This is a genomic window from Leptolyngbya sp. FACHB-321 (assembly GCF_014695975.1).
Taxonomy (GTDB): domain Bacteria; phylum Cyanobacteriota; class Cyanobacteriia; order Leptolyngbyales; family Leptolyngbyaceae; genus Stenomitos.
The window spans coordinates 1-15,991 of record NZ_JACJPI010000044.1; the positions used below are offsets into that span (position 1 = coordinate 1).

The 15,991-nt window shown below is 52.8% G+C and carries 9 protein-coding genes; 7 read left to right on the top strand and 2 right to left on the bottom strand.

The features are described 5' to 3' along the window. The 6 genes from H6F76_RS29990 to H6F76_RS07440 form a co-directional block, all read left to right on the top strand. Nucleotides 1–197: hypothetical protein (locus H6F76_RS29990; protein ID WP_206754339.1), on the top strand; the 197-nt coding region annotated here is incomplete at its 5' end. Nucleotides 198–522: 325 nt separating this feature from the next. Next, a complete protein-coding gene (locus tag H6F76_RS07420; protein WP_190447139.1) occupies nucleotides 523–699 on the top strand; it encodes a hypothetical protein in 177 nt (58 codons plus the stop codon). Nucleotides 700–1,169: 470 nt separating this feature from the next. Further along, complete coding sequence (locus tag H6F76_RS07425; RefSeq protein WP_190507145.1) at nucleotides 1,170–2,141, top strand: TIGR03885 family FMN-dependent LLM class oxidoreductase; 972 nt, start codon at nucleotides 1,170–1,172, stop codon at nucleotides 2,139–2,141. A 292-nt stretch (nucleotides 2,142–2,433) separates the two neighbouring features. Next, a complete protein-coding gene (locus tag H6F76_RS07430) occupies nucleotides 2,434–2,661 on the top strand; it encodes a hypothetical protein (protein ID WP_190507146.1) in 228 nt (75 codons plus the stop codon). A gap of 106 nt (nucleotides 2,662–2,767) precedes the next feature. After that, the gene (locus H6F76_RS07435; RefSeq protein ID WP_206754340.1) at nucleotides 2,768–2,998 is read left to right on the top strand and encodes a hypothetical protein; all 231 of its coding nucleotides are present in this window, start codon (nucleotides 2,768–2,770) and stop codon (nucleotides 2,996–2,998) included. Between the two features lie 134 nt (nucleotides 2,999–3,132). Next, nucleotides 3,133–3,909: a hypothetical protein gene (locus H6F76_RS07440; protein ID WP_190507148.1), complete on the top strand. Its 777-nt coding sequence runs from the start codon at nucleotides 3,133–3,135 to the stop codon at nucleotides 3,907–3,909. A 236-nt stretch (nucleotides 3,910–4,145) separates the two neighbouring features. Here the strand turns inward: H6F76_RS07440 and H6F76_RS07445 are convergent, their stop codons facing one another. Further along, nucleotides 4,146–6,755: an ATP-binding protein gene (locus H6F76_RS07445; protein ID WP_190507149.1), complete on the bottom strand. Its 2,610-nt coding sequence runs from the start codon at nucleotides 6,753–6,755 to the stop codon at nucleotides 4,146–4,148. Between the two features lie 873 nt (nucleotides 6,756–7,628). On the opposite strand from H6F76_RS07445, the gene H6F76_RS07450 reads away from it, so the two are divergent. Beyond that, a complete protein-coding gene (locus H6F76_RS07450) occupies nucleotides 7,629–11,084 on the top strand; it encodes a GAF domain-containing protein (RefSeq protein ID WP_190507150.1) in 3,456 nt (1,151 codons plus the stop codon). A gap of 659 nt (nucleotides 11,085–11,743) precedes the next feature. On the opposite strand, the gene H6F76_RS07455 is transcribed toward H6F76_RS07450, so the two are convergent. Beyond that, nucleotides 11,744–15,982 (bottom strand): PAS domain S-box protein, encoded by a 4,239-nt coding sequence (locus tag H6F76_RS07455; protein WP_190507152.1) that lies wholly within the window; start codon nucleotides 15,980–15,982, stop codon nucleotides 11,744–11,746. Nucleotides 15,983–15,991: the final 9 nt, after the last annotated feature.

Below are 15,991 nucleotides of genomic sequence, written 5' to 3' on the forward strand. Positions count from 1 at the left end.
GAAGCGAATTTTCAATTGGCTGTCTGGAATTCCTCATGCAACAACTCGGATCTCTCAGTACGCCAAGCTCATGGCTCAGCCTACAAGTTAAGCAATGTTTCGCCAGCAGTATCGGTTTTGGTGATCTGGGTTCTGCAACAGCTTGGCAACCTAGCAGTTTCGTAATCAAGATCAGCGGCTACGCCTTTTTCACCTAAAGCCGTGAAAAGCCAAGATCTGGCATGATTTGCAAATGAGTGGTGCCAGCAGTCAATATACCTCTAGGCTACGGTTTTGGACTCTAATCACCTGAGATGAACTGTGTTGATGCGGCAGTGATTAGAAGTAGACCAAAAGCCTAAAACGCTGACAGGTTCTAGCTTGGCAAGCTGACACCACTTGTTGGCAAAGGGCGCCAGATCTTTGGCTCATTCACACCCAGTCTCTGTCGCTCGGTAGCGAGGTATTCAATCATTGGAAAGACGCAAGGCTAAGCAGGAAATTGCGACTATAAGTTCAAACTAAGCCAGTGAGGAATTCGGCATGATCAGCACCAACAGAGAGCGTGCTCAAAGGCTCCTAAAAGCGTACGATCGCTATGTGGACAGTCAGCAAGCGCCATCCGGTGCACAGCCACTCGCTTCCTTACCGGCTGCACCGGCACCGGCTCCTTTCCGAGTGCGGTCGTTGCTCTGGCTGCTGCCCTTGCTTCAGGCCTGAGCGCTGGACTCTCTGATTTTCACACGCTTTCAAACTCAGTGGTGCGCTTGCATCACAGCTGCATGGCAAGCATAGGGATTTTTCTATCAGCTTGAGCAAAGTGTCGGTAAGGTCCTCTCTAGTCCATGCAGGAAAGTTTTGTCCTGCACGCTTGTGCTTTTCCTGCTTGGTTTGGTTCTGCCTGCCTTTCAAGCCGCTGCCCTGCCGCTTAACCCTGACTACAGCGGCTCTCGACGCCATGCTGTGGGGCGCCCTCGCTTTAACACTAGCTCTGAGGCAAGTTTCTCAGCGACTAGTCGGGCACTGCCACGCTGAGCGCTGGGACTCCGACCGCTACTGATGCTTCTAGTGATGACCCTCGGTATCGCTCTGTACTTACAGAGACTTGCGGTGGGTCATGCGCATGTGGTCTGGCGGTGCTGGGGCCTTGTTCATCGTAAACCGCAGTAAATTATTGGGGAAGAGTCGTCATGGTACAGATTGGTTATCACGCCTCTCACGAACAATTTCCGCCTAGTCAACTGCTGCAGTATGCCCAAAGGGCAGAACAGGCAGGCTTTACCCGCGTTCTCTCATCGGATCACTTTCACCCTTGGAGCGAGCAACAAGGGCAAAGCGGCTTTGCTTGGTCTTGGTTAGGCGCAGCCATGCAGGCAACACCCAGTCTCTCCTATCGAGTGGTCAATGCTCCGGGCGATCGCTATCATCCGGCAATCATCGCCCAAGCTGCTGCTACCCTCGCCGAAATGTTTCCCCATCGCTTTTGGCTGACGGTGGGAAGTGGTCAGGCACTCAACGAACATATCACTGGCAAGCAGTGGTTAATCAAGGGCGATCGCAATACTCGGCTTAAAGAGTGCGTTGATATTATGCGGGCTTTATGGGCAGGCGAAACTGTTACTCATCACGGGTTAGTTTGTGTGGAAGAAGCCAAACTTTATTCTCGCCCTGCCACTCCACCACTGATTCTTGGCGCCGCAGTGACCGAAGCAACTGCGGCCTGGTTGGGGAGCTGGGCTGATGGGCTAATTACCCTTTCACGCCCACCTGAAAAACTAAGACGAGTCGTTGACGCCTTCCATCGCGGCGGGGGAGAAGGCAAGCCGCTGCTTTTGAAAGTTCAGCTTTCTTACGATCGCACTGATGACATGGCTCGTCAAAAAGCCCATGCCCAATGGCGCAACAATAACTTTAAGAACGTTTTGATGACGCAGCTACGCACACCCCAACAGTTTGACGCAGCAGGCGACTTTGTCACACCCGAAGCGCTGCATGAACACGTTCGGATCTCAGCCGATCTCCAGCAGCAGCTTGCCTGGCTACAAAAAGATATGGAATTGGGTTTTGACGAATTGATTTTGCATAACGTCAACCGCGAGCAGGAGCAATTTATCAACGTTTTTGGAGAGAAGGTGCTGCCAGTGCTGCACAGTGCCTCATGATCTGACATTGAGACAAAGGCGTGTCGCTCAGTAACCCCCTCTCGGTCGCAGGTTTGCAGAGAGGGAGTGTCCGTGACCGCCTCAAGCCATCAGGATGGTCAAGCTGGCTTTTCCACCTCAAGCCAGCTTGGCTTAGCTGCTTTAACGGCACTAATGTGTCTCCATAACAAATAAAAAGTTACTGTGCACTTCGTGTGGTGCCATCAAGCTACGGTGCGTGTCAAAGTGAGCCATGGACTCAAAAGGTGGTTCTTTCAAGCCTTGCTACTAAAGCTCACTCTTGCATGCATAGTTGCTGCCACCCGCAACTAGCCAGACCACCGGCGCACTTGCCCTGCTGTTAGGCAACGCCAGCCGACAACAAGACCTGGAATGCTCACAGCAAGTTCTTCATGGAATGGCTGTGACGTGCCCTGGTCTGGATGCCCGTTGGGCGTTTCGTACAGTGCAGCGTCACCTAACTGCAGACGAAGTTGCCTGGTTTGAAGATGCGATCGCTCGCATTCGGCACCACCAGTAGGGAATACTACAGCGGTAGATAGATCCTTTAGCCAACCCTCCTAGAAGAGCGTTCCTGTACGACTACTCCCTTCCCCGACTTTGGTTGGCATACAGTGCTGGTGTTTGTGGTGCCGACAGGTGCACTGATCCAGGATGCGTTGGGGCAGGCGATCCCGAAAAGCAACCGCATCAAAGTCATGGCGACGCTCAAAGTCAAACCGCTGAGGTTTGCTCACAGTAAAATTCAGCGTCCGTCAGGCATAGACGAGAGCGCACTGCTACTCGAAGGCTACTGCTGGGAGCCAGTGCCAATGCCGCAGAGCATCCTGCCTCAAACGTGGGCGGCAGCCACCTGAAGCGGTCAACCAGGGTACTCCTACCCTCACTGACCCGCTTAACTTGCCCTACGGCAGGGAGGGGCTGGGCGCGCTTTGAGAGGAGAGCGCTGGGACTAAAATGATGGGATGGTTTCACACTGACAGGGCTGCATATGCCGAAGCTAGGCGATGATGACGAAGCGGCAGAGGAACTCTATGGAGCGAGGCTTGTGGGCGAGCCTGAGCCGTTAGAACCAGAGACGCTGACGGTCTCTGAACGTATGACGATGCGAGGGATACAAGCCTTTTACGGGATGAATCCCGTTGAAGCGCGACAGATAGGAGAAATTTCCAGCCCTTTCTCAGCCCAAAGGAGCGTCGCGCCCAATGTGCAGCATTGGGAGATTTATAGGCGGCAGAATGGGTACTGCAAAGTTGATGGTTGCGCTTGGCTCACGTTCCCACTGGTTTATTTTCAGCCTAACCACGACAGGGTTTTGATCAAATTCACGGTGCGTCACGACCAGTTGCGCGAAACCAACCGCTGGTATTTAAGCCTTGAAGGCGGCGACATCATCTTTGGTGAAGTTCTAGAGTTGAGACAGAGGCAAGACGGTATCGCTGTCACCCTACTCCTGCATCCCGAAAGCATAGAAACTAGAGCACAGGCAGGTGATGGCAGCAGGTACAGCTTGGCGGTGCCGACGATACGCTATCGGCATCGGTCGGAAGCGTCTTACCGGCGGCTAGAGCGTGCTGGTTTGCTAGCCGAGCGTATTGAAGCATTGGAGGCACTGAGGCAAGAGCTGTCGCGCCCAACCGCCCAACAACCGGCTCTTTGCAAAGGCTGTCGCCACCTGCACGGGCAATCTTATGGCGGGACGCTCATGGTCTGTGGGATGCATCCCTATGGTAATGGTGAAGACTGTAGTGACTTTGAGGCGAAGTAGGAGATAGAGTCTAACTGACAAGTACTCGAGCGAGTGGCACCCTCAATGGGTCAGCCAGCACAGTGCACCGGAGTGGCGGCAGCGCTCAAAGCATGCTGCTAGCGATGCACTCTGGAAGCACCCGTTCGCTCTGTCCGAGTCGGCTCTGTCTCTACTGGTTCTGAGATGTTTCTGGCTCAGCGTGGTCAATGAGCCGCTGGTGCTGCCGCTACTGAGCTTAGTTAGTCCTAGTCAGGTCAGTGATCTAACACAGGCGGCTCTAGGGGTAACGTCAACTGAAAGACGGTCGCGTCGTCGTCGCTGGTCACGCTTAAGGTGCCGCCCAAACGCTTGACCTGTCCTTTGACGAGGGCGAGTCCTAAACCCGTCCCACCCTGCCGCCACTGATCCCGGTGCGGACTCCGGTAGAACTTCTCAAAGAGGCGAGGCAATTCCGCCGGTGGTATGGCTGGTCCGGTGTTGCTGACGGAGACCTGTACGCCCATCTCTGTGGCACTGGCTTGAACTCGAATCACACCACCCGGCGGCGTGTACTTACAGGCGTTGGTGAGTAGTTCACGCCAGACACTCACTAACAACGACACGTCAGAGCGCAAGGAGGGTAGGGACACTGGTACTTGCAGTTGCAGTGTCTGTTGCCGACTCTGTGCTCGTGCTTCATAGACTTGCACCAGCTCGGAGAGCGAAGTCAGCACGTTAACAGCACTCCACTCCGTCATGACCACGCCGGACTCTAGGCGTTGCAGTTCCAGGAGGTCATTCACCAGAGTCAGTTCCCGCTCGCACTCGGTCGTCAAGATCGTCAAATACTGCCACACTTTGTTAGCCAGCACGACACCGTAGGCGGCCGTGAACGGCGGTTCGCACTGATTGAAACTCAAGGACAACATGTGAGTCGCCATTTTGATACTCGCCAGGGGTGTACGTAACTCATGGGAGACAGTGCTGAGAAAGTCGTCTTTCAGACGGTTGAGCTGCTCGACCACGTGCAGCTGTTGCTGGGAGTCGGCGTACAGCCGTGCCTGCCGTAAGGTGATCGCACACTGGTTGGCCACTTGCTGCACCAGGCGGACTTCGGGTTCACTGAACGCCTCACCATGAGCGCGAAACAGCCACAAGTCACCGAAGACACCTTGGTCGTCTTGCAGCGGACAGGCGAGAATGGCGTGGGATTGGTCAAGCTGGCGGAGCACGTCTGTACTAACCCAGCAAAACTGTAACGCTTGACCCGCGAGCAATTGGACGTAGACACCGGACTGGTGCTGCAGCGACGCCACTTGACCCAAAACAGACGGGAGCACTGACGTATATTCATAAGTCACGGTGGAGTGTTGCCGCTCCGGGTCATAAAGCCCTGTGTCACAGCAGTCTACAGCTAAGCCGTGACCGAGGGCCGTGACCGCTGCCTGGAGAATGTGCGCTTCGTCCAAGCTGTCGCGCACTTGATCCGTGATCTGCTTGAGCAAAGACTCGAAGCGTAGCTGTTGCTGAAGTGCGGCTGTACGCTGCTGTACCTGCGCTTCCAGAGTCTGATTGAGTTGCTGCAAATGGTGGGACAGCTCGGCTTGCTGTAAGGCAATCCCCATGTGGACAGCGACCTGCTGCAACAGCGCTGTCTCGAACGGTTGCCATTGCCGTGTCGCCGCACACTGGTGGACGACCAGTAACCCCCACAGTCGCGGTAAGGTTGCTGCCGGTGCCACCGCGGCTGCCGCATCAGCCTGAGCTGTGAGCAGTAATGGCACGACGACCTTCGCTTGGACTTGGAAGTGCGTCAACCGTTCGCGGTGGCAGGCGCTCAGACCAGCGTTGTGAACATTGCTGATCGCCCGCGTTTTACCGCGTTGGTAGTCACCGCAGACGGTCTTGGGAAAACAGGTGTCTTCCTGCTGCATGTGGAGCAGCGACAGCCACTCAGGTAGCACGGCTTCAGCCACAATTTGACCACTCATGTCCGGTGCAAAGTGGTAGACCACCACTCGATCCGCCCTCAAAAATTGCTGTACCGCTACCACACAGGTGTCGAGAATCGTTTGCAGCGTCTGCGCCTGGTGCAGGCGCAGCGCGATCTCGCTGAGCAGCCGCTGCTGCTCGTGCTGCTGACGGTCCGTCAAGTTGAGTACAGTGCCAACCAGTTTCACCGCGTGTCCCACTGCGTCCTGGACCGCTTCCCCGCGTGTCAGCAGCCAGCGTATCACGCTGTCCGTGGGCGTACATTGCAGTTCCAGGGCATAGGGTGTCCGGTCCGTGCTTGCTGTCTGCACGGCCTGGTCTAATTGCACCTGCGACTCTGGACTAGACCACTGCACTTGCTCCTCGCAGGACGGGACAATTGCCTGCTTTGAGCACCCAAACAGGCGAAACAGACCCTCTGACCAAGCCATAGCCTGTGTCTGCAAGTCATACTTCCAATGCCCCATAGGGGCGATCCGTTGGGCTTCCAGTAACTGGGCATGGGTACATTGCCATTGGGAGCGGCTGGGCAAGGCCAGGGCGACTGGTAGCAGTCGGTAGAGCCTCACGGCCGTCGCGACAGACAGCAGCGCGGTCACTAACTTCAGTGCTCCAGACACCCAGTACGTGGGGTGCCAGAGCGTCCACACATCCATAAGGTGTGTTGTCCCGCAGGACACAATAAAAGCACTAAACAGCCAGAACACCCACCGGAAGGGCAAGTCCGCTCGTTGCTTGGCGAAGTAAATCAGACACGCGGGTATCGAGTAAGACGCCAGAGCGGTCAGGCTGTCTGAGACCAGATGGAGCCAGACCAGAGTAGGCTGCCACAGGTAGCAATGCCCGTGGGGTATGAAATTGCTGGTACTGCAGAGGGTGCTGAAGTCGGGCATAAGGTATGAAGGGGGTTGCTTCTGACTACCAGTGCGTGCTTAAAAGCGCTGTATTTTCACGAGTTCGGCACCGAATCCACCGCCAACTTTGACCGGTCTAAGCCTATTAATTCAGATCGGCAATGAGATTGCATCAGCAGTGCGTCTAAAAACACAAAATGAAATGAAAGCATAGACTTGATTAAGCTGACCTGGGTTGGGTGTGCAATTTTTTCGTATAGCCGTAACGATGGGTGGTAGAAAAAGCTGCTTTTCTACCCGAAACCGTGTTTAAAGGAGTTTAAGTAGCAACGGATAGCGTTGGCGAATCTGCTACAAGCAGAATTACAGAAGTGTGACAAACGCTGAAAAGAGCTAATTTCCGTTATTTACTAATCCTTGTAATCTTCTTATAAGAGCGGTTGTAGGGATTGAGCCGACATACGATCAATTTAGTGCAAGAAAGGGCTGAAAGCCTGATTCTGTCTTAGCTTTTTGACGCCTTTTCCTTTAACTGGGTTTTGATCCAGAAGCTCAACGTAGCAAAGCTTATAGCCTCATGTGGCACTTTTTTGCCCTTATGTCGGCTTGACCCCATCATGGTCCGGTCTCACAAAAGACATTCCCGATCCAAGACACCGCTTGACGCATCAAGCCATCGTCAGTGAAGACTTTGCTGCTTTTTGTGTCGAAGCAAACGTTTAAATTGGTAAAACAGGAAGACTTAGAGCAGTGGCACAGCGAAACCTTGCTTCTTGACACCAGTAGACGGCAGCACAACCTGCTGTTAGCAGCAGGTTGTGTGTTACAGACGGTTGATCAGCCGCTCACTGCACAGGCTGAGGACATCCTCAAAGCGCGCCTCCACGTTAAGTTCTTTCTGACGGAGAAGCCATGTGGGAACACCTTCAAACGCTCTTTTCGACCCAGCAGTATATACCGCACGGTCATTGCTACCTGTGGCAGTCGCCACTCGTTGGGCTGCACGTGGTCAGCGATTTACTCATTGCGCTGGCCTACTTCTCGATCCCAATGACGCTGCTCTACTACGTTTACCGACGCCCTGAGACGCTTTTTCCTAAAGTCTTTATGCTGTTTGGCGCCTTTATCCTCCTGTGCGGCACCGGGCACCTGCTGGAAGTTTGGACCCTTTGGCAACCCACTTACTGGCTCTCTGGTCTTGAGAAAGCCCTCACGGCTTTAGTCTCTTGCTACACAGCGCTTAAACTGGTGGAGTTACTGCCGCAATGGCTGGCACTACGAACGCCCCAGGAGTTAGCCGCCATCCAGCAAGCACTGCAAGCCGAAAGTACTGCTAGTACCGTGGCCCATCAGTCACTGCAACGGTCAGAGCAAGCGCTGCAAGCGATTGTGACGGGCACCGCCTCTGTCAGCGGTGAAGCATTTTTCCCGGCGCTGGTGCAAACGCTGGCTACAGCTTTAGACGTGCCTTATGTGCTGGTGTCAGAATGCAGCCGTCAGACACCACAGTCCCTGAGCACACTGGCGTTCTGGTCCCAGGCGCAAAGCGGAGCCAATTTTGAGTATGCGCTACCAGGAACGCCGTGTGGGGCTGTCGTGGATCAAGCCACGTTGTGTTACTACCCCGGACAGGTGCAAGCAGCCTTTCCTACAGCAGCAATCCTCAAACCATTGAGTGCCGACAGCTATGTCGGTGCCCCCTTATTGGATGAGCAGCAGCAGGTCATGGGGGTACTGTGCATTGTCAGCAATCGCCCCTTAGCCGATGAGTCCAATGCGCAAGCCCTGATTAAAGTGTTTGCCACCAGAGCCGCCGTGGAACTGCAGCGGCAACGCGCTGAAACGGCTCTACAACAGGCTTACGATGCCTTAGAGACACGAGTGCATGCCCGTACGACTGAGTTAGTCACAGCCAACGCCGCTTTAGCCAGCGAAATTCAAGACCGCGTGGCGGCGGAGACGGCGCTGCGGCAGCAGGCAGAGCGGGAGCATTTGCTGAGCACGATGACGCATCAGATTCATCAGGCGTTCGCGTTGCCGACGGTGCTCAACACTACGGTCGCCGCCATTCGACCGGTACTGCAAACCGACCGGGTACTCATCTATCAGTTGCATCCCGATGGGAGCGGCATGGTGGTCGCAGAAGCAACGGGTGCAAGCTGGCAGTCCTTAGCTGGCATCACGCTTCATGATAGTACGTTTGCTACCACCTACCTGCAACTGTATCAGCAAGGGCGTGTACAGGCTGTAGCAGACATCTACACAGCTGGGTTAACGCCGTGTCATGTGGCGTTACTAGCAGGGTTTCAAGTCCGAGCCAACTTAGCAGTGCCCATTGTTTATGAGGAGAAACTCTGGGGCTTGCTGGTGGCGCAGCAATGTGACGCCCCACGGGTCTGGCAACTGACTGAAATTGAGTTATTGCAACAACTGGCCACTCAAGCCGCGATTGCCATTCAGAAAGCGGCACTGTATCAGCAAGCCCAAAGCGAAATCGTCCAACGGCAGTGGACCGAAAAGTTGCTGCACCAGCAAATGGAGCGGGAGCAATTGCTGAGCGCGATTGCCCAACGGATTCGCCAATCGCTCAACTTGCAGGAGACACTCAACACCGCGGTGGCGGAAGTGCGGCAACTACTGCAAACCAACCGTGTTGTCATCTACCGCTTTAACCCGGATGGGAGTGGAGCGGTCGTCGTCGAAGCTGTGGAGTCTGGTTGGTTACCCCTCCTCGGTCTGGCGGTCCAGGATAATTGCTTTGCTGCCACGTACATCCCGCTGTATCAACAGGGACGGATCAAAGCAACGGACAACATCCAGACGGACGGTTTAGCGCCCTGTCATCTGGCACTACTGGCTCAACTGCAGGTGCAAGCTAACCTGGTCGTGCCCATCTTGCAAGGCGGCACCCTTTGGGGGCTCCTGATCGCGCATCACTGTGCCGCACCCCGACACTGGCAAAACTGGGAAGCGGACTGGCTCCAGCAACTCGCGACGCAGTTGGCGATTGGCATTCAGCAGGCTGAACTGTTTGAACAAGTCCAGGTCATGAATACAGCCTTGGAGCAACAAGTTCAGGAGCGGACGGCGCAACTGCAACAGGCACTGGACTTAGAGGCAGCCCTTAAGCGCATCACGGATAAGGTGCGGGACAGCTTAGACGAAGGCCAGATTCTACAGACCGCCGTGGTCGAACTCTGTCGCGCCTTACGGCTCGAAGGCTGTGAGGCAGGCTTATACAATGCCGAGCTGACAGCGTCGACAATTGCTTATGAATGCACGCTGAGCGTACCCTCGACCCTCGGCATGACGTTTGTCTTTGCCGACGATGCCTTACCAAGCGTGCGTCAACAGCTCTTGCGGGGTGAGCCAGTGCAACAGCAGTACATGGCAACCGAGCGCACACGCACCCTGCCGTACGGCTGTCAGCTGCTCGCCTGTCCCATTTATGATGACCAGGGTGTCTTAGGCGATCTCTGGCTCTTTAAACCAGTCCGAGTGACGTTTGATGAGCCGGAGGTGCGCTTAGTCCAACAAGTGGCGAATCAATGTGCCATTGCGCTGCGGCAGGCGCGCCTCTACCAAGCGGCGCAGGCGCAGGTGCAAGCCTTGGAACAACTCAACCAGCTGAAAGATGATTTCCTCAGCACCGTGTCGCACGAGTTACGCACGCCGATGGCTAACATCAAGATGGCCACCCATCTGCTGGAGATGGTGTTGCAGCAGGCCGGGTTGTTTGAGACCGCACCGAGTCCAGCCGCGCGCTATTTCAAAATCCTGCAAGATGAATGTCGCCGCGAGATTGAACTGATTAACGACTTACTGGATCTAGCGCGTTTAGATGCTGGTATGGAGCCGTTACTGCTGACGACCATGGCGCTGCCAGTGTGGCTGCCCCACTTGATGGAACCCTTTGTCGAACGCACGCTGCACCAGCAGCAACACTTACAACTACAGTGCGCGCCGGACTTACCGCTCCTGACGACTGACCTCACGGTTTTAGGACAGGTGCTGACCGAACTACTGCATAACGCCTGTAAGTACACGCCCGCTGGAGAGACGATTCAGCTGGCAGCAGCGGCGATGGCGGACCACTGGCAGCTCAGTGTGCGGAATGGGGGTGTGCATCTGACCGCCAGTGAATGTGCTCACATGTTTGCTAAGTTTCACCGCCTGCCACATCACGATCCCTGGAAACATGGCGGTACCGGGCTGGGCTTAGCGCTGGTCAAGAAGCGTGTGGAGCGGCTAGGTGGTACCATTCACGCCCAAAGCGAGCCTGGTTGGCTGACCTTGACGATCCACTTACCAATTAGCCCCAGTTTAGGTGCGCATGACCAAAAGTTTACTCTCTTATCCCTGCTCTAGGGTCGGCAGCGGCTACAGCACTGGACTAACGCCTCCTTGACCCAGCAGTTTACTGGTACTCTCAGCTCAGCCGCTGACAGTTATTATCAGGGAAGACAATGAGTGGCTCAGTCTGGAAGTTCGGAAGCAGTTTTAGACTGAGCCGTGTCGGTTGTTAGGCTTCGCCGTAGCGTCCGCTCCACGACTTCACTTCGACTGACATCCATGTCTGCCGCCTAGTAGCTGAGCTTGGCAACCGTAGGGGGCATGAAGCCAGCTTGTGAAACGCTGTTTCTCGTCGTCATCGATCAGCTCCTTCCAGCAAGATGCTTGACCTTTGTGGCTGACTTTCCGTTGGTTGGTTAGGACTGACTTTCTCGCCATTTTTAGGCTTATGGGGGTTGTGCAAACAACCCATCATCGCTTGCTTGTATCAGCCCATTAAAGTTGACCGAACCGGCTCTGTTGCTTCTGCGGAGTCCCTTATGCAGCGTGTGCCGTTGCCGCTACTGGACTCGCTCAAAACTGGCACAAGCGCTAAAAGCCCTGTGCAGTAACAGTTCTATTTTTTAATCGCTTTGTAGGTTGCTGCTACCTGTAACGGTACTAGCCTCACAAGCTAATTAGCCGTTTAGGCCTACCGCTTGAAACAAGAACTGCTAAGGACTATCTTGATTAGGCTAAGCATTTAGAGCTTGGTGTACTGCCGTCAACAAATCCTGAGTTGAAAATGGTTTCGTCAAACAGTGCTGAACTTGAATCTCTTCAGCAAGTTGGCTGCTTGTACTTAGCCCACTAATGGCAATAACTTTAATTTGAGAATTTATAGTTCTTAACGCTTGAATGGTTGCACTGCCATCCATTGATGGCATCATCAAGTCAACCAGCACCAGGTCAATCGTATCTTTCTGCTGCACAAATTGAGCAACCGCCTTAATGCCATCGCAAGCTGTCAAAACCTGATAGCCATAACCTTCTAATGATGCTTGAGTCACTTGCCGAATTGCATTTTCATCGTCAACTAACAGAATGACTTCTCCATGTCCTGCCAGTAGGTCTTGCCCACTGGCTTCTGCTACTTCTTGGTCACGAATTGCAGGTAGGTAAACCTGAAACTCTGTACCTTGATCAACTTGACTATCTACGGTAATAAACCCAGAGTGACTTTTGACAATGATCATGACGGTCGAAAGTCCTAACCCAGTTCCTTTACCCATCTCCTTCGTGGTAAAGAACGGATCAAAGATGCGATCAATGATGTCAGCTGAGATCCCACTTCCTGTATCTGAGACTGAGACTTTGACATAAGGACCTGCCTGAGCATCAAGATGCAATTGAGCAGACTCTGGGGTTAACTCGATGTTTTGAGCCGTAATCTGCAATATGCCACCATGAACCATGGCATCGCGAGCATTGAGACTCAGATTCATCAAAATCTGGTGCAGTTGAGTCGCATCGCCACAAACGGCCCAAAGGTCACGCGGTACGTTGATCGAGAGTGTGACTGATTTAGGAAAGGTTTCTTCAGCAATTTGCTTAACTTCCCCAATTAAATGCTTGATTTCTAGGAGAGATCGTTCTCCTTCTATCCCTCGTGCAAAAGATAATACTTGCTTGACTAAATTGGCTCCTCGTCTCGTACTGCTATCGATAATGTCTAACCACTGTTGGCTCTTGGGATTAAACGGCTCGCGAAGCTGCCTTTCTAGAAGGGGAATTGCCAGCAGTATGGGTGCCAGTAAATTATTGAGATCGTGAGCAATGCCACTTGCTAGTGTACCGATACTCTCCATTCGCTGAGCCCGCAGGAACTGCCTTTCCAGTTGTTTCTTCTGGGTGATGTCTGTGTTTACGATCAAAATTGCTTTGTGATGCCCGCTTTCACCACGGATGAGCGTCCATCGACTTTCGACAATGACTTCCTTCTCATCCTTCGTCCATTGATGCAACTCTCCTTGCCACTCTCCCTTGGCTAAAACGGCTCGATAGATGTCTGGCTCATTGACCGGAAGCTCCCGATACAGCAATTGCTTGACAGATTTTTGAGCAACCTCCTCTGCTGCCCATCCGTATAATTGTTCAGCCCCTTTATTCCAGTAGGTTACGCAGTAGTCTAAGCCATGTACCAGAATGGCATCTGTTGCTACATCTAGAAGATGAGCCTGCTCACGGATTTTCTGTTCGGCCTGTTGACGCTCAGCCAGTTCCGTTTGAGCCTGCTGGTACAAACTGGACTGGTGAATGGCGATCGCGACTTGGGTGGCCAGTTGCTCTAGCAAGTTAATTTCTACTATGTGCCACTGGCGGGGCTCTGAGCAATGATGAGCAATGAGCAATCCCCAGAGTTGATTGTTTTGTAGAATTGGCACAGCAAGATTCGCTCTTACCTGAAACTGTGATAAGAGCTCAATGTGGCAAGGCGTTAGCCCAGCATGATAGATATCTGCATTGGCTTGAATATGTCCCTGCTCAAAAATGAGTCGACGAGAGGCTTCCTGAAAACAACAGTCTTGAATCTTGGTACTGAGTGTTGGTGCCCACTCAGAGCTGACGGATTCAACTGCAACCGTACCGCTCCAGTCAGGTTCAAAGCGATAGATTAACACTCGGTCGGTCTGAAGAAACTGTCTAACTTCAGAGACGGTTGTATGCAAGATCTCGTCCAAATTGAGCGACTGACGAACCCGATTGGCAATGCCCAGTAACAGTCGCTCCTGCTCGGTCTGTTGTCGTAACGCCTTCTCTGCCAATTTTCGTTCAGTCACATCAATACCAACACCCCAACTTGCCCAACCAGGAATAGGAAACCGATCAGAAAGACTAGACCAGGCGATCGTCTTCACGCTGCCATCCTTACAGGTGATGTCCCATTCCCAATCTCGATAGTCACTGCCACACTGCTCCCAATGGTTCATCTGTCGATGCAAGTAAGCAGTATCCGGGTAAAGCAGTTTCATAGCACTGGAATTGCCCACAACCTCCTCTGCGCTATAGCCCGTTACACGTTCGCATTCTCGGTTCCAAATAGCGAGCGTGCCATCGGCATGGAAAGCATCTAACATCACAGACATGTTTTGTAGCACAAAGTGCAACCGCTCTTCACTTTCTCGTAAGGCGGTTTCCGCTTGCTTTCGGCGAGTGATATCATTCCGAATGGAGACATAGTGGTAGGGCTTACCCTTAACGTTTAAAAATGGAATGATTGTGGTGTCTACCCAGTAGAGAGTGCCGTCCTTGGCCCGATTTTGGATCTCACCCTGCCAGACCTGACCGTTTGAGATGGTTGCCCACATCTGCTGAAAGAAGCTTTTGGGGTGGTAACTAGAGTTAATCAGCCGATGACTCTGCCCAATTAGTTCGCCTCTGGCATACTGAGAGATCTCACAGAATTTGTCATTAACGTAAGAAATGGTTCCTTGGGCATCGGTAATAGCAACGATTGAGGATTGATCTAGCGCAAACTTAATGTCTGCTAGGTCCTTCAACGACTGTTGCAGTGTTTCTTCTGCCTGGCGATGCTTGGTAATATCACGGGCAATCTTCGATGCACCGATAATTTTTCCACCTGCATCTTTAATGGGAGAAACGGAAAGAGAGATTTGAATGGGTGTGCCATCCTTTTGCTTTCGCACGGTTTCAAACGGCTCAATCCGCTCTCCTCGTTGCAGCCGATTTAAAATCTCGCTTTCTTCCTCTCGGCGGTCATCAGAAACAAGCAGCCTGATCGATTGACCGATTATTTCCTCAGCGGCATAGCCAAAGATTCTAGTAGCACTGGCATTCCAGCTAGTAACGATACCCTCTAACGTTTTGCTGATAATGGCATCTTCTGAAGACTCGACAATGGCTGCAAGTCTTGCGGTGGTAACTTCTGCCTGCTGACGTTGCTCAATATCTTGACGTAACTTCTCTTCATATTGCTGACGTTCGATCGCAATTCCTGCTAGGTGAACCGCCATTGCAATCAATTCCTGATCAGAGGTGTTTGGGCTACGGGGCTCTTGGTAATACAGGGCAAATGTACCCAGTACCTGACTGGTTGAAGAGAGGATTGGGGTAGACCAGCACGCGCGTAAATTGTAAGAAAGTACAAAATCGCGGTGTTCTGCCCAGAGCGGATCGCTAGCAATGTCTGAAACGACAACCGGCTCCCCTAGAAATGCTGCTCGACCACAAGAGCCGTTGTTAGCACCAATGGGTAATCCATCGGCGACTTGAAAATAAGCTTTTGGCAAACTCGGAGCAGTGCCGTGTCGTAAATGAGTGCCTTGAGAGTCAAGCAGTAGAATAGAGCCAAGCATTCCATTAGACTTTTGCTCGATTGCCAGAATCAGTGTGTTCAATACCTTAGTCAGGTCAGCTCCAGTTGCAATCATTTCCAGCACTCGTTGCTGGTCAACTAACAGACTCTCTATTCGCTGTCGAGCCGCTAAGTTACGCCGCAATTCCAGCAGATTAATGGTCTGCCGACTGAGAGACTCAAGGTGTTTGATCTGTTGAGTGCTCAGTTGACGAGGTACGTGATCAAGGACGCAAAGGGTACCAAGTGGATAGCCGCTAGGAGTAATGAGGGGAACACCTGCATAGAATCGAATGTGAGGTTCGCCAGTGACAAGGGGATTGGTTGCAAACCGCTCATCCTCTAGGGCGTCTTCTACAATGAAAGGCTCTTCGTGCAGAATGGCATGGGTACAGAATGCTAGATCACGGTGAGTTTCTGAAACAGTTAACCCCTCTTTGGCTTTGAACCATTGGCGATCCCGATCAACCAAACTAACTAGAGCAATCGGGGTTTGACAAATCTGGGCAGCTAGTCGAGTTAAATTATCAAATTCAGTTTCAGGATCAGTATCAAGAATTTTGTATTGATGAAGGGCTTCTAGTCTTGCTACTTCACCCTCAATTACTGGAGCACGCATTGTTTTACC